Origin of the sequence: Actinomyces capricornis (assembly GCF_019974135.1) — a bacterium.
In the GTDB taxonomy this organism is placed as follows: Bacteria; Actinomycetota; Actinomycetes; order Actinomycetales; family Actinomycetaceae; genus Actinomyces; species Actinomyces capricornis.
Genome location: NZ_AP025017.1, coordinates 1741401 through 1758186, shown reverse-complemented (window position 1 = coordinate 1758186; position 16786 = coordinate 1741401). Strand labels below are relative to the sequence as shown.

The window sequence follows — 16786 nt, the reverse complement described above, 5'->3', positions numbered from 1 at the left end:
GCCGGGGCGAGAGCACCGGCGGCGCAGCCTCAGGCCGTGACCGCCTCCAGATCGACCTGGATGGTGTCCAGGATGGCCCGGGGCTCGGCACCGGCCAGGCCGGCGAGCTGGGCGTCCAGGTCGGACAGCACATCGGTGGCGCCCGCCAGCGCGGGCATGCCCACCGCGTAGGGCACAGCGGCGGAGAAGGCGGCCAGGTCAGGGTGGTCCTTGCTCCAGGAGGTGGCCGCGGACATGGATGAGGGCACGGCCCCGGAGGCGGCCGCCAGGGACGCCTGCTGCTCAGCCGAGGTCAGGAACTCCACCAGGGCGATGGCCGCCTCCTTGCGGGCAGAGGCCTCCGCGATCCCGTAGACGCGCGAGAACTGCAGGGAGCCCTGCCCGGCGGGCCCCGCGGGCAGCTCGACGACGGCATAGCCCAGCTCCGGGTGCTGGGAGGCCAGCGCCCCCGCCAGAGCGCTGCTCTCGATGGTCATCGCCGCCTGCCCCGCACCGAAGGCCTCCCCGCCCGAGGAGGCCTCCAGGTCGGGGGCCAGGGTGGCGGCGCCGGCCTCCAGCAGGCTCTTGACCTGGGCGAGCCCCGCCACCGATCCCTCGGAGTTGGCGGTGATCGCGCCCTCGGCATCGGTCAGCCCGCCGCCCGCCTGGACCATGAAGGCCCCCAGGCGGGAGTACTGCGGCCCCAGGACCAGGCCCACGCCCTGGCCCCCGGCGAAGGCCGAGCCGACCTGCTCCAGCTCCTCCCAGGTGGTGGGGTAGTCCGCCTCGGTGAGCCCTGCCGTGGCCCACAGGTCGGTGTTGATGAACAGGGCGAGGGTGGCTGCGGGCGTGGGCGCCCCGTAGAAGACGCCCCGGTAGGTGGCCGCGGCGACCAGGGAGGGGAAGAGATCGTCCTTGATGGTCAGCTGGTCCCCGTAGGGGTGCAGCGAGCCGGCCCCCGCATGAGCGGCCAGGAGCTCGGGGGTGAGATGGAAGACATCCACGGGGTTGTCGCCGGCCAGGCCCTGGCTCAGCTCCTGGTCCAGGTCAGTGGCCACCTGGAGCGCCACCGCGATACCGGTTTCATCGGTGAAGGCCTCCACCGCGTCGCGCAGCACCGCGGTCTCGGCCTGGCCCGAGCTCTCCACGAGCAGGACGAGGGAGGACTCCTCTGTGGGGGCCTCCTCATCACTGCGGAACAGGCTGCAGCCGGACAGGGCGGTGACCGCGGCAGTCGCGGCGGACAGGCCCAGCGCCCTGCGGGTGATGATCATGGGTTCTCCTTGAGATGCTCGGGTAGGGAGGGGGCGGCAGGATGCAGGGTAGAGCACCAGGGGACAACCGCCCCAGTCCGAGCGCATCACGACTCAGGCTCACCCGGGCCGGGTGGGCCTCCTCGGGAGTCGTGGACGGTGAGCGGGGGCTTCGGTGGGCCGGGGCCGGCGATGGGACCTGCGCCCCCGCGCCTGGGAGGGCACCACCGCCTCAACTGCAGGAGGCCCGCTCGCGGCCTACACCCCGATTCCCGGAGACCCGACGAGGACGCGGACGGCATTGACCACCGCACCCGTCGCGGCGAGATCGACGAGGAACCACGTCAGCAGCCAGAATCCTGCGGGCATGGGCGTGAGTTGGGCCAGGGTGCGGTGGTCCTGGCCGCCATCGCGGGAGACGGCCACGTCCCGCAGGGAGTCCCAGGCCCCCACGAGCAGGATCAGGCCCATCCCGGCCACCGTGCCATCGCGCCAGGGCCCGCCCCACCACCACAGCAGGCCCGCCGCGATCCCCACCAGGATCACCAGGACGGCGGTGCGCAGGGAGCGGGACATCACCAGCAGGGCCACGAGCAGCACCAGCGATAGCACCAGGATCATCCCAGCCCACCCCCGCAGGGCGCCAAGGACCACCAGGGCCCCGAGCACCGCGGGCGCCGGGTACCCGGCCCAGCTGGTGAGCACCCGTCCCGGCCCGCGGGACTTGCCACTGGTGACCGCATGCCCCGACAGGTCCTTGCCCACCACGAAGCCGTGGAAGCGCCGCCCCACCATGAGGCCGACGGCGGCGTGCCCCGCCTCGTGGACGATGGTCACCAGGGTCCGCCCCCAGCGGCGCGCCTGCGGCCAGGCGAAGACCAGCACCAGGAGCGCCAGGGCCGGCCACAGGGCCCAGGGCTCGGGCGCCGCGCCGGGCCAGGTGTGGGCGACGATCTCGTTCCAGGTCTCAGGATTCACGCCCCGCAGTCTGCCAGGTCGTCCCCAGCCGCGCCGCAGCCCCGCAGGTAGGGTCGCGTGCATGCCGCAGCCCCCGCACCCTGACGCCGAGACCTGCCCGCCTCCAGCGACCGGGCCCGGCCCCCATGCGCCCCTGCCTGAGGCCGCCCCGCCGGCGGCTCGGCGCCCCCCGGTCTCAGCGGGGCCCGGCGCCGCCCCTGCGCCCGGGGCGCACTCGCGCCTGGTCGTGGCGGCGGCCGTGGTCGACCGCCTCAGCAAGCCCACGAGGCTGCTGTGCGCCGCCCGCGCCTACCCCGCCGAGCTCGCGGGCCGCTTCGAGCTGCCCGGCGGCAAGGTGGAGCCCGGGGAGTCCCCGCTCCAGGCACTGACCCGCGAGCTGGCCGAGGAGATCAGCCTGCGGGTGCGGCTGGGCGATGAGCTGCACCCACCGGCCGACCTGGCGGTCCCCGCGCCCATCAGCCCACCCGGACCTGCACCGTCCTCGCCGGCCGATCAGCACCGGACCCGCCCCCCGGCCCCCGACGGCCTCGACCGAGCGCCCGCATGGCCGGCGATGAAGGGCTACCGCATCCGGGTGTGGCTGGCCGAGCCGGCCGACCCCGAGGATCGGGGCACTGCCGGGGATGATCATCTGCACCTGCAGTGGACGCCTATCGACCGGCTCGCCGAGCTGGACTGGCTGGAGGCGGATATCCCCATCGCGCAGGCCATCCAGGCCCTGACGTCCTGCCGAGCCCCTGGCCCACATGCCGGCCCCGCCATTTCCTGACGTTTCTAGCGCTCACGTCACCTCGCGGGTTAGGGTAGCCGCATGCCGAAGATCATGGGCTCCTCGCTGGCGGAGCATCGTGAGCGCACGCGCACAGCGCTGTTCAGCGCGCTGTCCGAGCTCATGAGCCAGCGCAGCTTCGACAAGATCACCCTGTCCGACGTCGCCACCCACGCGGGCGTGGGCCGCACCGCCGTCTACAACCACTTCGCGGACAAGGAGGACCTGCTCCTGGCCTTCATGGAGCATGAGGCGGGCCGCTATGCCGAGGAGCTGTCCCTCGCGCTGGCCGGGACCGAGGACCCCATCGACCGCCTGCGCATCTACGTGCGCCAGCAGGCCCTCATCAAGCGCCACTACCACTTCCCCACCACCGGCCCCCTGGCCGACGCCGTCTCCCGGGGAACCGCGGGGCGCCTGCGCGCCCACGGCACCCTCATGGCCCAAATGCTCTCCTCGATCCTCACCGAGGCCATGGACCAGGGGCTCATCCCGCCCCAGGACCCGTCTCAGGTGATCCCCCTGCTCAACGCCACCATCATGGGAGGGCGCCCCACCCCCAGCGAGCCGGAGGCCCGCAAGGCCTACCTGGAGAGCCTGGACGCCTTCGTGCTGCGCGCCGTGGGCGCGGCCCTGCCCGCGCACGGGGTGCCCGAGATCCCCCGCCCCTACGCCACAGAACCGGTGGAGGGACAGGACTGCCAGGAGTCGGTGCCGCACACCCACCGCAGCGCCGCGGGCTGAGGGCACGGGCGCTGGGAGCGTGGACAGCTGACGGCGCCGGCCGCCGCTGGGCGCCCGCGACGCCGGCGCGCTGAGCCGCGGAACTACCGCCAGCCCGCGGCGCCCACTACCAGGGCTTGGTCCCGTCCTGGGGCTGCTGGCTCTCGCCCTTGTGGCTCGCCCCGTTCTCAGGCTCGTCATTGTTGCGCCGCCGCAGGCGCTCGGCCCGCTCATCCGGGCTGGAGGAGGCGCTGGCCGAGGGGCTGGAGGAGCTGGACGAGCTGGCCGAGGGGCTGGCCGAGGAATCCTGGGACGGCGGAGCCGAGGGGTCCTGCGAGGGTGGGCCGGAGGGGCTCTGCGAGGGCTCCTGCGACGGCGAGGCCGACGGATCCTGGGACGGGTCCTGGGAGGGCGGGGCCGATGGCGGCTGCGATGGCTGCTGCGAGGGATCCTGGGACGGCGGAGCCGAGGGGTCCTGCGAGGGCGGGGGCGGCGGGGGGCACTGCCCCATGGCCTCCTGGGCCGCAGCGGCGGACTGCTCGGCCTGGCCGGTGTCACCACTGTCCTGGGCCGCCGCGGCCTTGGCCGTATGGGTGAGGAACAGGTTGTAGCGCACCCGGCACTCCGGTGAGCCCTCCGGCTTCAGCCCGGTGGCGGGGTCGGCCTCCTCCGCGGTGGGGACCTCGCTCAGCGCGGTCTCCAGGGACGCCTGCGCGCCGTCCAGGTCGGCCGCCACATACAGGGCGGTTCCCAGGTTGTAGTGGACGCGCCACTGCTCCAGCCACGGGTTGATGGCGGCCACGGTGCGGTAGCGGGAGACTGCGGTCCCGTGGTCGCCCCGGGTCAGGGCGTGGCTGGCGGCCATGCTCAGGCCGAAGACCGTCCCGCACCACAGGGCCACGGCAGTGGCCAGGAGCGCCGGGGCCGCCCCCAGGAGCAGGAGCCTGCGACGACGGCGCCTCCGGGCCGCGCGCAGCTGCGGGTCCTCCGGGCCGGGCCCGTCCTGCCGGGGCTCGGTGCGCTCAGCCGGCTCAGCCCCTCCGCTCGGCGAGGGGGCCGAGGCGGCGACTGGGGCGGCGGCCGGGGCCGCCTCCTCCGGCGCACCCTGCCCGGGCCGGGGACGGAAGCGCTCCTGGTCGCCGGGGCCCTGGGGCTGGTGGTGCTGGTTCTCGCTCATGCCTGCCTCCTGGGTCTCAGGATCAGCCGCAGACGGCGGTCGGCCCTCGCCAGGTCCACCAGCTCCCAGATGAGCAGACCGCTGAGCACGAGGGCCAGGGGCCACACCAGGTAGTGCCTGGAGCCCTTGGCGACGCGCCCATCGCTCAGGACGGCCTGGATGTCGAGGTCGGTGAAGGACTCGGGGGCGTCGTCGTCGGGGCCGCCGGTGCGGTGGAAGTACTCCAGGCCCAGGTCCTGGGCCAGGGCCTCCAGGGCGGCCTCGTCGATGACTGAGATGCCGGGCTGACCGCTCTGATCGTCGGGGATGTAGTCGGCATTCGTGTGCTCGCCGGTGGCGGGGCTGCCGTCGTAGGAGCGCATCTGCCCGCCCTCGGCGGTCCCGTAGCCCAGGACGGCGCCGCCGTCGACCACCGGGGCCATGGCCTGCCAGTTCCAGCCCTGGGACTGGGCCTCCTGGGCGGCCAGGCCGCCGTCGGTGGCCTCGCCGTCGGAGAGGATGTAGACCAGCCGGATGTTCTGCGGGTTGGCCTCATAGGACTGGGCGAGCAGCTGGGAGAGCTGGGGCAGCGCGGTCTCCAGGGAGGAGCCGCTGGAGCGCTCGGTGATCTCCTGGGTCAGTGACCCCACCCAGGAGTCCACGGCGTCGACGTCGGTGGTCAGGGGCAACTCGACCGCCGCCGCGGAGTCCAGGGCGATGATGGAGTAGCGGGCGGAGGGGAAGGCCTGGCGGATGGATGCCATATCCGCCCTCACCCCGTCCAGGCGGGTGGCGGTGGGATTCTCCACGCCCTCGGGGGGATCGCCGGCCCAGTCCTCGGCGGCCATGGAGCCGGTGCGGTCCACCAGCATGTAGATCTCCACATTGGACACGGTGATGGCCTCCGAGGCGCGCACGGAGGGGCCCGCGATGATGGCGATCACCAGGGCGGCCATCCCCGCGCGGCGCCACCAGGCGGCACGGGCGCCGGGCTCGGCCTCCAGGCCGCGCATGCGCCACCGGGCCAGGCCCAGCAGAACCCCCATGGCCAGGGCCATGAGGATGACGAGCACCATGGGCAGCATCGGTCGCAGGGTCATGCCCGCCTCCATGCGACCAGGCCCAGGAGGGCCAGCACCGTGAAGGACAGCAGGATGCTCAGAGTCTCGGGCACATCGGTGCGCTTGACCTCGGTGTTGCCCCCCAGCTCGGCGACCTGCGTGGATTCCAGCTGCTCGACGATATCGCCGCCGGCGCCGGAGTCCTCGACCTCGTAGAAGCGGCCGTCCAGTCCCTCAGTGAGGGTCTTGAGCTCCTCGCGGCCCTCATCCAGGGTCTTCTCCGCCTCCCAGTCGCCGCTGTACCGCTCGTCGGCTCCGAAGATGGAGAACAGGCGGATCTGGCGCTCGGCGAGCAGCTCGGTGGCGTCGGGCAGGGGGTAGATCTGCTCGTGATAAGGGTCGATGACCTGGTTGTCGGTGGCGAAGATGATGGAGCGGGAGCGGTCCAGCCCCTGGTTGTCGAAGGCCGTGGCACAGGAGGCCAGGCCGTCGCCGGCCAGGGAGGAGGCGTCCAGGGAGGTATCGATGGTGCCGCCCAGCTCCAGGGCGTAGCGCGTGGCCTGCAGGGAGGTCGGATTCTCCGGGTCGATATCCAGCACGTCGGCCAGGTCCTCCATCTCGGTCTGGAGCAGCTCGTAGTCGTCGGTCAGGGGCACGATGGTCTGGGCCGAGGAGTTCCAGGCCACCAGGGCCACGCGCTCGCCGTCGAAGGACTCGACGAGGTCGGCGAAGGTCTTGAGCACCGAGGCGTCCACGCCCACCATGGAGGTGGACACGTCCAGGCACAGCACGATGTCGCGGTTGGCCAGGCGGTCGGTGCGCTCCACCTCGCGCACGGGCCTGGCGGCGATGGCCGAGGCCGCCACCAGGGCGACGACGATGAGGCCCGCCATCGCGGCATGCAGCCAGCGGCGCTGGCTGATGCGGGAGCGCACCTGCGGCAGGTCGAACAGGCTCACGGAGTTGGCCAGGCGCCGGGGGCCGCCGTCCTGCGCGTCCCGGGAGGGGCGCTGGGGCCCGCTTCCGGGCCGCAGGAGCACGAGCAACACGACGCCCGCCGCCGCGAGGAGCAGCAGGGCCAGTAGCCATGGCATCACCATCGGTGGACCACCTCCCCGGCGTGGTCGAGGGCCTCCTGGGCGACGGCCTCGGGCTCCCGGTCGAAGGAGGGCTGCTCCCAGATCGCCAGGAGCTCGCCCACGCGCCCCAGGGGGTTGGCGTCCAGGGGTCGCCCGGCGCTGCGCACCTGGCGCAGCCGGGCCATCACCGAGCGCGGGCCGGTGGTGTCGGCCATGGCCAGGATCTCGGTGACCGTGGCGGTGGTGATCTCCTGGCCGCTGCGCGCCTCGGCGAAGCCGCGCACCAGGGCCGCCAGCTCCAGGTGGAGGCCGCGCACATCCAGCTCCCCGGCCCGCCAGCGCCCGGTGATCTCATCGAGCCGCTCCACCCACTGGCGCCGCTCGCCCGGGGCCATGGGGATGTCCCCGACCTGGGTCGAGGTGTCGCGCCGGGTGGTCAGGAGGACGAACAGGAGCCAGGCCACCACGACGATGAGGCAGATCGTGGCCACGATGGCCAGCCAGGCCGGCATGAGCACGGGGGGATGGGGGGACATGCTCACCGCCTCCCCCGGGCCACGGCGGCCCGCTCGCGCTGGAGAAGATCGGCCAGGGAGTCGATAAGGGTCTGCTCGTCCGTAATGGTTCCGTGCTCCAGGTGGCGGGCATCCAGCAGGTCCTCGGCGGCGTCCCGCCGCCAGGTGGCGGCCAGCTCCAGCTGCGACCTGAGCAGGGGGTCGTGGCGCAGGAAGGCGGGCACCTCCACGGGGGCGTCGATGTCCCAGGCCCGGCCGCCGTCGGCGCGCAGCGGGTCGTCGTCGTCGACCTGGACGACAATGACCTCGTGGAGCATCGACAGGCGGCGCAGCCACACGGCGCTCTCGGGGCCGGGGTGGGAGGTGTCGGTGATGAGGATGACCAGGCTGCGGCGGCGGTGCCAGGTGGCCACGCGCTCCATGAGCCTGGGCAGGCTGGAGGCCGGCGCCTGGGGCAGCAGGCGCCCGTCGGGGCCGTCGAGGGCCTCGAAGGTGCGCGCCAGGAGCGCCAGGAGGGTCTCGGCGTGCTTGGCCCCGCTGCGGGCGGGCCGCGAGATGGTGCGGGTCGCGTCCCCGGCGACCAGCGCCACCGAGTCCCCGCGCATGCGGGCCAGGTAGGTGAAGACCTCGGCCACGCCCAGGGCCAGGTCGCGCTTGTCCTGGCCGCCGGGGGCCTGGGCGGCCATCGTCCTCCCGGTGTCCACCGCCAGGATGAGCGGCACCATGGACTCGCGCTGGTAGCGCTTGATGACGGGCTGACCCACCCGGGCCGAGGACTTCCAGTCGATATCGGTGACGTCGTCGCCGGGCCGGTAGAGGGACATGTCGTCGAAGTCCTGGCCTCGGCCCACGAAGATCGACTTGTGCCGCCCGTCGAGCAGGCCGGTGGCCCGCCGCAGGGTGGGCAGGGTCAGGGCGGCGCGCAGGCGCTCCATGCGGGAGCCCCGACGCCGCGACCAGCCCGTGGTCCGGGGCTCCTCACCCGGCTCCTCACCCGGCGCCTCCCTGGGCGGCTCGGGCACGCCAGGTGCGCCGGCGTCGCCCGGGCCCGGCTGGCCGGGGCGGCTCGTGGAGCCGCGCCTGTCCTTCCTGCTCATCACGAGGCGTCCTCCGCGGGGCTCAGGGCGTGGGCACCGCGGCGAAGATCGCGTCGATGATCGCCTCGGGCGCCACCCCGTCGGCCAGGGCGTCGTAGGTCAGGACCAGGCGGTGGCGCAGCACGCTGTGGCGCAGCAGGCGCACGTCGTCGGGAATGACGTAGGTGCGCCCCTCCTGCAGGGCGATGGCCTGGGCCACCTTCATCAGGGCGATGCCGCCGCGGGGCGAGGCGCCCACGCGCACCTGGGCCTCCAGGCCCGCCACGGGGCGCGGGCCGCCGCCGCGGGAGGTGTTGATGAGGGCCACGATGTACTGCTTGATGACGGGGTCGACGTAGACGCGCTCGGCCGCGCCCTGGAGCCACTCGACGTCCTGGGTGGAGATGGCCTCAGTGGTGATGGGCTTGTCGAAGGAGCCCGAGGAGATGCGCTCGAGCACCGTGGCCTCCTCGCTGGGGCGGGGGTAGCTGAGCACCTCCTTGAGCAGGAAGCGGTCCATCTGCGCCTCGGGCAGGACGTAGGTGCCCTCCTCCTCGATGGGGTTCTGGGTGGCCAGCACCATGAAGGGGTGCGGCAGGGGGTAGACGACGCCGCCGATGGAGGTCTGGCGCTCCTGCATGGCCTCCAGCATCGCGGACTGGGTCTTGGCGCTGGAGCGGTTGATCTCATCGAGCAGGACGATGTTGGCGTGCACCGGCCCCAGCTGGGTGGTCATCTCACCGGTGGCGTAGTTGAGGATCTGGGTGCCCACGATGTCGTTGGGCATGAGGTCGGGGGTGCACTGGATGCGGCGGAAGGAGCCGGAGACGGCGGAGGCCAGGGTCTGGGCCGCCGTGGTCTTGGCCAGTCCGGGCACGGACTCCAGGAGGATGTGGCCCCCGGCCATGAGCGTGGTCACCAGGGCGACGCGCAGCTGCTCCTGGCCCACCACCCGCTGGGCGAAGATCGTGGCCACCGTCCCCAGCAGGGCATTGGCCCTCTCGACGTCGGCCTCGGATCCGCCCGAGGAGGTGGAGGCGGCCCGGGCCTCGCGCTTGAGGGCCTCGCGCGAGGGCAGGGGGCCGGTGGTGGCCGCCTCCTCCACGGGCGCGGCCGGGGGCACGCCGTAGCCCATGCCGGCCCCCGTGGCCTGGGCGGGGCGCTGCGGCGCGGGGCCGTCCGGAACCGGCTGCTGCCCGGTGGGCTGGAGCAGTCCCTGCGAGGGGGGCGTGGGTGCGGCGGGGCCAGCCGCAGCTGGGCCGGGCGTCCCGCCGGGGACGGCGGCGGGCGCAGGCGTCGAGCGGTCCGCCTGCGAGGCCGGGCCCTGCGCTCCGGAGCCCTGCGCCACGACTCCCGGTGCACCCCCCGCGGCCGGGGGCGCATAGCCTCCGGGGGCGATGCTGGGCGGCTGGAGGCCCCCCTGCCGCCCGTGGTGCGGCTCGGGGTGCCGCCCCGGGGTCTGGGCTCCGTGATCGGGCTGCGTGCTCATGGTTCTCCTGGTCGTCCTGCCGGTCTTCCTGGCTGCGCGGGCCGTGCCGGCCCGGGCCGCCCTCCCTTGCAGCCGCCGGCGGGCGGCGGATTGCTGCCGGTAGTTGCTGTGGTCGTTCCTGGCGCTCAGGGACGCGGTGATGCGCACGCGCGGTGGAGCACTGCGCGCAAGCGCCCTGGAAGGGTATACGAGGTGATGGCGCCATGGGGTGGTTCATTGTCCCCATGGCCTTCGCGCAGCGCGTGATCCGCCCCTCCATTGCTGCGCCATCGCGCCGATCGGCACCGGGGTGTGAGCCCGGTGACGATGGCTGCGGGAGCCGGCATCGCGTCAGGGCCTCCCCCACGGTCCGCCCCGCACCGGAGAGCAACGCGCCCGACACAGCACATGAGGTCCTCCGGCACGGCGACCGGGGACGGCGGGTATCGGTCAGCGCCCCAAGGGCTCCCCAGGGCTCGGCATGGCCACTCACAGCTGGGAGAGGCTGACGTCGCGCCCCTCGAAGGTCAGGCGCAGGCCCTCGGCGGTGACCACGGCGCTGGACAGCCTCACTCCCTGGGGCAGCAGGCTCATGGGCACCTCCGTCTCGGTGCTGTCCAGCCCCACATAGCCCAGCCACTCGGCGGGGACATCGGCCGAGACCTGGGAGCCCACACTCGCCGACTCCACCGTCAGCAGGAGGTTGCCCTCAGGGGTGACCGAGGGGGCGGCCTCCACCGAGGCATTGACGCCGTAGTGGGACGTCGCGATGGCCATCGTCCCCGGCTCCTGGGCGGAGGCCCCCACCGTCCCGGCCGAGGCCGTGGCCCCCTCCAGGCCCTGGGAGCTCGCCTGAAGCAGGATGGAGACGGTCTCCCAGTCCAGGGTTCCGCTCATGGTGATCGTCCCGGCCCGATGGGGGGAGGAGGTGCCCACCTGGGTCATGGAGGCGTCGAAGTCGTCGAAGGCCAGCTCCGCCTCCGGCCCGAGGCTCGGCTTACCGGAGAGGACCCCCAGCACCGGCCCCAGGCTGAACTTGGAGGCCTCCACATCCACCCGGCGCAGTTCGCCGCCGGCGAGCTGGGGCAGGAGGATCCCCTCGGTGGAGACCCTCGCGTCCTGGCTCAGTCCCGAGAGGCCGTCCTGGACCGCGGTGCTGATCCGCTCGCGGGCGTAATACTCGGCCCACACCGCGCCACCGGCCAGCGCCGCCCCCAGAACCAGGAGAATCACCAGGACCACCGCCAGGGGGCCGCGGCGACGCCGGCGCCCCGCCACCTGGGCGGCGACGTCCTCGCCGCTGTCGGGCGAGTCGGCCACCAGGGCGTCGAGGTTGAGGCGGCCGTCCTCGGTCTCGTGGGAGCCCGGCTCGATCCGGTCGGGGGCGGTGGCCGTCCATGCGGAGGCGGGCGGGCTGGTCACAGCCTCGCGGCCGCTCCCGGCGCCCGGCCCCTCATCCCGCAGCTCCTCTGTCCTCACAGGCTCGTTCCTCTCCCCGTCCCGTCGTCCATCGCGGTTCCTCGTCATCCCTATCGCGTGCTCCTGCGACACCGTCCGGCGGCGCACCTCCGGCCCTCACCGCAGGCGCGCCCTCCGCCGCGCCGCGGGTCCCGGTGGAGGGGCGGCTCATCCGCCCAGGCCATCCTCCACCGAGGCGGTGGTGGCCTGGGTGCGCGAGGCCTCCTGGTTCGCGGCGTACTCCTCATCGATGAGGTGGAGGTCCTCGGCGGTGACCATGAGGGTGGACACGGCATGCTCCACCAGGGCGGTGCGCCGGTTGGAGGCGGCCCCCGCCACACGGCCGCCGCGCAGCCCGCGCACCCCCACCCGGTCGAGCTTCTCGCAGACATTGTCGAGCTTGCGGTTGAACTTGGTCAGTGGCCAGCCCAGGCGCGCGGCCGCCGCCGCGGAGGAGGGGATCTCGGCCGCCCCGGTGCCCGCGCGCTTGAGGACGGGCTCGGACAGGGCCAGGACCAGGAGCAGCTGGGAGCGGGTCATGGGGGTCACGCCGATCGTCGTCTGCCCGGTGGACTGGCGCGCGCCCTCGATGTGGTTGAAGTGGTCCTCGCCCGCGGTGATGAGGTCGATCTCGTAGGTGGTGGGGCCCGCCGAGAAGGTGAGGATGACCCGGGGGAAGACCAGGGGCATGCGGGCCCCGGGCGCCAGGCGCGACTGGACCAGCCCCTCACCGTCGGTCAGGGTGGCCGACAGGCGGGAGCCCTCGTTGGCGATCCACCACAGGCCGTCGGCGTGGGCGAAGACCAGGAAGCGGCGGTGCAGGTAGGGGTTGTCGTCGATGTCCAGGTCGCCGCCCCGGCCGATGACGAAGGTGGCATCCGTGGCGATGCGGTGCACCTCCCCCGAGAAGTCCAGCACGAGCTCGTCGGGGCGGTCGGGGCTGACCTCGGGGAGCTCAGTCCAGGTCATGTCGCTCATGAGATCTCCTTCCGGTGTGGTGGTGGTTCGGAGGTGCACTCACCGCGAGTGCGGTTGCGGTTGATCGGGCAGTGGCAGGCGCCCGCGAGCGGGGCGGCTACCGGGGCGCCTCGACATGGATCGTCACGCCATCCCCCACGTCAAGCAAGTCTCCCACGAGCAGAGGCGTGGGCACATAGGGCGGAAGAAGGACAGCGGCATGTCCCGGCCGCGCCAGCACCGTGCCGTTGGAGGAGCCCAGGTCCTGAACGAACACGTTCCACTCCGCGGTGGTGAAGATGAGGTGAGAGCGGGAGACCAGGTGGGTAGTGCTCGGGACGCTCACCAGCGCCACCAGGTGGGCGTCGGCCCCCACAGGCGGCTGCGGCGCCCGCCCGACGACGATGTCCCCCGCCACCGGCACCTCCTCACCACTGGAGATGCTCAGGGTGACCAGGACCGGCCTGGGAACCTGGCGGAAGTCACCGCGGAGGGCGTGGCCGCAGCGCACGCACTGGCCCAGGTCGGGCGGGTTGGCGTGCCCACGCGGGCACAGCGAGGCCAGCACGATGGGTGCGGCCCCCAGGGCCGCCAGGGCCGCGGGGATGACGGTGGTGCTCCTGCCCGCCTCCCCCTCCCCCCAGGGCGCCGCCGGTGCGGGCGCACCGGGGCCCGCCTGCATCGGCACCCCGACCGCACCGCTGCCGGAGGCCTCGCCGCCCGGGCCCCCGGTCTGCGGGGGGCTGGGGGCGGGCGCCCCGCGGGCGAGCCGCTCGGGAGGCGCTCCCGGCAGTGGGAGGCTCCCTGAGGCCGCCGATAAGGCCCCCACCACCGCCGAGGCGCTGGAGGCCGAGCGCGGGCTGCGGCGTCGGCGCCCCGACCCTGGCTCGGGCTCGGGGAAGCCATCGAAGACCGGCAGGTCGAGGGCCAAATCGGGCGACGACGCGCCGCTGGACGCCGCAGGACCGGCGAGCCCGGGGGACTCGGCTGCGTCGGCGGCCCTGGCGGCCCCCACCGGTGCGGGGGGCTGCTCACCCTCGCGGGCGGGGGATCCGGGGAGTGCCGCATACGGAGTGGCCCCAGCGCCCTCGGCATCCGCGGCCCCCTCCTCGGGCAGATCGTCGGGGTCGATCCACACGCCCGTGACCTGCGGGTCCTCGTCCTCCTCGCACTCGCGGCCCTCCAGGTCCTGGGCCTCTTGGGTGGCGGGTGAGCCCGGGGCTCCCGCCGCACCGCCGTCCGAGCCCTCGTCAGGCTCAGGGCCAGCAGGCTCAGGGTCGGCAGGCTCAGGGTCGGCAGCCTCAGGCCCGGTGGTCGGCTCAGCCGCCTCCTCCCCCGCGGTCGAGGTGGCGGTGCCGAGCAGGCCGACGCCCCCCAGGGCCTCCAGGAGTCGCGCAGCCAGCTCCAGGGCCTCAGGATCGAGGACCTCAGGACCCAGGGACTCCGGAGCCCGTGCTTCAGGATCCACCGCGCCCTCCCTCGCCGGGCTCCCCTCCCCCTGGGCCGCGTCCTGCGAGGCCCCCGGCTGCGGGGCTGCGGGCTCACGGGCGGAGGAGCCCACTGGCCCGTGGGCCCGGGGCTCCAGGAGCAGCACCACGCCGTCGAGGCCCTCGATGCGCAGCGCCCCCTCCCGCGTGAGGCTCACTCCCTGCGGGAGACCGGCCCCTGCTTCATCGGCGCCTGCGGCCGTGGGCGGGCCCGAGCCGGCCCCGCCCACGATCCGCGCCCCGCGCTGCGACGTACCCGTCATGCGGGCACCGGGGTCGCGCCGTCAGCAGCCAGGGCATCAACGACCACGGCCGTGGAGTTGTCATGCCCGCCCTCCTCCAGGGAGGCGGCCACGAGCAGCTCGGCCGTGCGCTGGGGCGGGAAGCCGGCCGCCAGGATCGTGGCCAGTGCGTCGTCGTCGAGCTCATCACTCAGACCGTCGGAGCACACGAGCATGCGGTCCCCGGCCTGGACCGGCACGCTGTAGAGGTCGGGGACAGCCGAATCCGCGATACCCCCGCCCAGGGCGCGGGTGACCACATTGCGGCGCGGGTCACGGCGGGCCTGCTCGGGGGTGAGCTGGCCGGTGTCGATGAGCACCTGGACCTGGGAGTGGTCGCGGGTGACCTGGGACATGATGTTGTCGCGCAGAAGGTAGACCCGGGCGTCCCCGATATTGAAGACCACCCAGGTGGGCTGGGCCTCGCCCCCCGGGGTGGTGGCATCCGAGTCCCGGGGGTCCATGAGCGTCATGATCGCCCCGGCGATCGTCGCCCCGGGCAGGAAGGCGGCATGGGAGGGGATGGCCACAATGGCCTCCTGGGCGGCCGCGACCGCCTCCAGGATCGGGTCAATGGAGGCGATCGTCGCCCCCGCCAGGGCGTAGAGCTCCTCCAGGGCCGCCTGGGCGGCGGCCTGGCCGGCCGCATGCCCACCCATCCCGTCAACGACGATGAAGGCAGGGCTGACAGCCAGGTACCCGTCCTCATTGACGGTGCGCAGGCGCCCCACATCGGTGGCCGCTCCCGCGATCATGGACAGGGGGGATGAAGCAGGAGTCTGTGGCGACGCCCACGCGACAGCCTCGACAGCCGCATGCTCCGCGGTCGCCGCCAGGCCCTCGATGGCCTCACCAGAGGTGTGGCCATCATTACCCGTCCAGATGGCCTCAGTCATCGGCTTCCTTTCTGTCCAGCCGGATCACGGCACGGCCTTGCCAGGAGCATGGGCCATGGGTCACCGTATAACGATCCGGGTGCGACGATACCGGTCCGCGGCCCCCTGCACATCCACATCCGGCAGGAGGCCGCAGCACCTACCTCGGGTACGCTCCTGCAGGAGGCCGGAGCCCCGGCCGCGCCGCCCCGGTGGGGCTGTGCTCCCATGGCAGCCCCTGCGTGATGGCCCGGAACCCCGGGTGATCGCACAGGATGCAGACTCCCGACCCAGCGAAGGACCCAGCATGTCACAGGCCAATGATGAGCTTGTCGCCCGCGCCCAGGACCCCAATGCCCCTCTGGAGACCCTGCACCAGCTGGCGCAGAACTACCCCTCGCTGCGCCCGCACATCGCTGCGAACCCCCGCACCTACCCCGCGCTGCTGAAGTGGCTGGGCACACTGGGCGATCCCGACGTCGATGCGGCCCTGGCCTCGCGCGGCGCCAGCCCGACCATGTCGGCGGCCTCCGCCGTCTCGGCCGCCTCCGCGGCCTCGGCCACCTCCGCAGCAGCAGCCCGGACCGCCGGCTCGGCCGCCACTGCCGGCACCGCCGGGCTCCAGAGCCAGGGCCATGTCATGGGCCAGTCCTTCGGCGGCCCCGTGGACAACCGGCCCGGCACCGCCGCCGAGCAGGTGGCCGCGGGCGGCAGCGCGCCCATCAACAGCCCTGCCTCCCCCTACAGTACGGGCCTGTCCTCGGCCTCCTCCCCCGACCACCGCTCCACCCAGGCGATGCCCGCGCCGTCGAGCTACCAGCCCCGGCCCGTCAGCCCCCTCGCGCAGTCGCCCTACCAGGCCGATATGCCGGCCTCCGAGCAGCAGACCGCCTCCCAGACCGTCTACCGCCGGCCCGTCCAGGCCGCGGCCGGCGCCACCCAGGCCGCCTCCCCCATCAGCCCCGGGCCCGCAGCCGCGGCCGGCGGGAGCGAGGCGACGGTCTTCGGCGTCGGCACGGACATCGGCACCGAGGAGCGCTCCGGCGGGGCGCCGTCGGGGCTCTTCCTGTGGATCCTCAGCGCCATGGTGCTGGCCCTCCTGGTCTTCGCCATGACCTGGTACCTGACCAGCAACAACAACGACCCCACGGCCAGCCCGCAAGCCCCCCGCACCACCGCCCCGGCCGCCCCGGACGCGGAGGACAAGACGAGCGCCCCGACGGCCTCGCCCACCCCCTCGGCGACGCCCTCCCAGCAGATCAAGGCCCCCGCCCCCGAGGACGCCGTGGAGCTGAGCTCCTTCACCTCCCCCAGCGGCAACATCACCTGCGTGCTCGGTGAGACCTCCGTGTCCTGCACGATCAACAGCTACAACTTCGTCGGCAAGGACCCCTCCTGCACGGACAGCTCCAAGCCCTTCACCGCCTCCGTCGGCGCGGAGGGGCAGGCCACGGGCTCGTGCGCCGAGGCCTTCCGGACCACGGGCGCCAGCCTCAACTACGGCGCATCGGCCAAGAACAAAACCTTCGCCTGTACCTCGGCCGAGACCGGGATCGAGTGCTGGAACCAGTTCACCGGCCAGGGCTTCTCCCTGTCGCGCGACACCTCGGACACCACGGCTCGCTGAGCATTCGCCGGCGATCTGCCGGCCACCAGACGCCTGCCCACCAC

At 73.6% G+C, this 16786-nt stretch carries 15 protein-coding genes; 3 read left to right on the top strand and 12 right to left on the bottom strand.

Annotated features, from left to right (window positions below):
• Positions 1 to 29: 29 nt before the first annotated feature.
• Both MANAM107_RS07065 and MANAM107_RS07060 read right to left on the bottom strand, forming a co-directional pair.
• Complete coding sequence (locus MANAM107_RS07065) at positions 30 to 1253, bottom strand: sugar ABC transporter substrate-binding protein (protein WP_223906712.1); 1224 nt, start codon at positions 1251 to 1253, stop codon at positions 30 to 32.
• Between the two features lie 237 nt (positions 1254 to 1490).
• Positions 1491 to 2210, bottom strand: coding sequence for a M50 family metallopeptidase (locus MANAM107_RS07060; protein WP_223906709.1), 720 nt, complete (start codon positions 2208 to 2210; stop codon positions 1491 to 1493).
• Between the two features lie 220 nt (positions 2211 to 2430).
• Here MANAM107_RS07060 and MANAM107_RS07055 point away from each other — a divergent pair, with 220 nt between their 5' ends.
• Complete coding sequence (locus MANAM107_RS07055) at positions 2431 to 2979, top strand: NUDIX domain-containing protein (RefSeq protein ID WP_223912945.1); 549 nt, start codon at positions 2431 to 2433, stop codon at positions 2977 to 2979.
• A gap of 42 nt (positions 2980 to 3021) precedes the next feature.
• A complete protein-coding gene (locus tag MANAM107_RS07050; RefSeq protein WP_179901825.1) occupies positions 3022 to 3723 on the top strand; it encodes a TetR/AcrR family transcriptional regulator in 702 nt (233 codons plus the stop codon).
• Positions 3724 to 3829: 106 nt separating this feature from the next.
• Here the strand turns inward: MANAM107_RS07050 and MANAM107_RS07045 are convergent, their stop codons facing one another.
• The 10 genes from MANAM107_RS07045 to MANAM107_RS07000 all read right to left on the bottom strand — a co-directional run bounded on the left by MANAM107_RS07045 (position 3830) and on the right by MANAM107_RS07000 (position 14995).
• Positions 3830 to 4879 (bottom strand): tetratricopeptide repeat protein, encoded by a 1050-nt coding sequence (locus MANAM107_RS07045; protein WP_223906706.1) that lies wholly within the window; start codon positions 4877 to 4879, stop codon positions 3830 to 3832.
• Positions 4876 to 5958 (bottom strand): VWA domain-containing protein, encoded by a 1083-nt coding sequence (locus MANAM107_RS07040; RefSeq protein WP_223906703.1) that lies wholly within the window; start codon positions 5956 to 5958, stop codon positions 4876 to 4878. The genes MANAM107_RS07045 and MANAM107_RS07040 overlap by 4 nt, the downstream gene beginning before the upstream one ends.
• Positions 5955 to 7019, bottom strand: coding sequence for a vWA domain-containing protein (locus MANAM107_RS07035; RefSeq protein WP_223906701.1), 1065 nt, complete (start codon positions 7017 to 7019; stop codon positions 5955 to 5957). Before MANAM107_RS07035 ends, MANAM107_RS07040 begins: the two co-directional genes overlap by 4 nt.
• Positions 7013 to 7534: an alpha-amylase gene (locus MANAM107_RS07030; protein ID WP_179900647.1), complete on the bottom strand. Its 522-nt coding sequence runs from the start codon at positions 7532 to 7534 to the stop codon at positions 7013 to 7015. Before MANAM107_RS07030 ends, MANAM107_RS07035 begins: the two co-directional genes overlap by 7 nt.
• A gap of 2 nt (positions 7535 to 7536) precedes the next feature.
• The gene (locus MANAM107_RS07025) at positions 7537 to 8610 is read right to left on the bottom strand and encodes a DUF58 domain-containing protein (RefSeq protein ID WP_373314037.1); all 1074 of its coding nucleotides are present in this window, start codon (positions 8608 to 8610) and stop codon (positions 7537 to 7539) included.
• A 22-nt stretch (positions 8611 to 8632) separates the two neighbouring features.
• Positions 8633 to 10078 (bottom strand): AAA family ATPase, encoded by a 1446-nt coding sequence (locus MANAM107_RS07020; protein WP_223906698.1) that lies wholly within the window; start codon positions 10076 to 10078, stop codon positions 8633 to 8635.
• Positions 10079 to 10546: 468 nt separating this feature from the next.
• Complete coding sequence (locus MANAM107_RS07015; protein ID WP_223906694.1) at positions 10547 to 11536, bottom strand: LmeA family phospholipid-binding protein; 990 nt, start codon at positions 11534 to 11536, stop codon at positions 10547 to 10549.
• 147 nt (positions 11537 to 11683) lie between these two features.
• Positions 11684 to 12493, bottom strand: coding sequence for an FHA domain-containing protein (locus tag MANAM107_RS07010; protein WP_223906692.1), 810 nt, complete (start codon positions 12491 to 12493; stop codon positions 11684 to 11686).
• 97 nt (positions 12494 to 12590) lie between these two features.
• On the bottom strand, positions 12591 to 14222 hold the full coding sequence (locus MANAM107_RS07005) for an FHA domain-containing protein (protein WP_223906688.1): 1632 nt from the start codon (positions 14220 to 14222) through the stop codon (positions 12591 to 12593).
• Positions 14219 to 14995, bottom strand: coding sequence for a PP2C family protein-serine/threonine phosphatase (locus MANAM107_RS07000; protein WP_308443655.1), 777 nt, complete (start codon positions 14993 to 14995; stop codon positions 14219 to 14221). Before MANAM107_RS07000 ends, MANAM107_RS07005 begins: the two co-directional genes overlap by 4 nt.
• A 427-nt stretch (positions 14996 to 15422) precedes the next feature.
• Between MANAM107_RS07000 and MANAM107_RS06995 the strand changes: the two genes are divergently transcribed.
• The gene (locus tag MANAM107_RS06995) at positions 15423 to 16742 is read left to right on the top strand and encodes a variant leucine-rich repeat-containing protein (protein ID WP_223906682.1); all 1320 of its coding nucleotides are present in this window, start codon (positions 15423 to 15425) and stop codon (positions 16740 to 16742) included.
• The last annotated feature ends 44 nt before the right edge of the window (positions 16743 to 16786 follow it).

What these genes read in the sequence shown, in the direction of transcription:
- MANAM107_RS07010 (WP_223906692.1), bottom strand. Translation starts at nt 12,493, where the DNA reads ATGAGCGACATGACCTGGACTGAGCTCCCCGAGGTCAGCCCCGACCGC.
- MANAM107_RS07005 (WP_223906688.1), bottom strand. Translation starts at nt 14,222, where the DNA reads ATGACGGGTACGTCGCAGCGCGGGGCGCGGATCGTGGGCGGGGCCGGC.
- MANAM107_RS07040 (WP_223906703.1), bottom strand. Translation starts at nt 5,958, where the DNA reads ATGACCCTGCGACCGATGCTGCCCATGGTGCTCGTCATCCTCATGGCC.
- MANAM107_RS07045 (WP_223906706.1), bottom strand. Translation starts at nt 4,879, where the DNA reads ATGAGCGAGAACCAGCACCACCAGCCCCAGGGCCCCGGCGACCAGGAG.
- MANAM107_RS07065 (WP_223906712.1), bottom strand. Translation starts at nt 1,253, where the DNA reads ATGATCATCACCCGCAGGGCGCTGGGCCTGTCCGCCGCGACTGCCGCG.
- MANAM107_RS07020 (WP_223906698.1), bottom strand. Translation starts at nt 10,078, where the DNA reads ATGAGCACGCAGCCCGATCACGGAGCCCAGACCCCGGGGCGGCACCCC.
- MANAM107_RS07000 (WP_308443655.1), bottom strand. Translation starts at nt 14,995, where the DNA reads ATGATCGCGGGAGCGGCCACCGATGTGGGGCGCCTGCGCACCGTCAAT.
- MANAM107_RS07035 (WP_223906701.1), bottom strand. Translation starts at nt 7,019, where the DNA reads ATGGTGATGCCATGGCTACTGGCCCTGCTGCTCCTCGCGGCGGCGGGC.
- MANAM107_RS07050 (WP_179901825.1), top strand. Translation starts at nt 3,022, where the DNA reads ATGCCGAAGATCATGGGCTCCTCGCTGGCGGAGCATCGTGAGCGCACG.
- MANAM107_RS07030 (WP_179900647.1), bottom strand. Translation starts at nt 7,534, where the DNA reads ATGTCCCCCCATCCCCCCGTGCTCATGCCGGCCTGGCTGGCCATCGTG.
- MANAM107_RS07025 (WP_373314037.1), bottom strand. Translation starts at nt 8,610, where the DNA reads ATGAGCAGGAAGGACAGGCGCGGCTCCACGAGCCGCCCCGGCCAGCCG.
- MANAM107_RS06995 (WP_223906682.1), top strand. Translation starts at nt 15,423, where the DNA reads ATGTCACAGGCCAATGATGAGCTTGTCGCCCGCGCCCAGGACCCCAAT.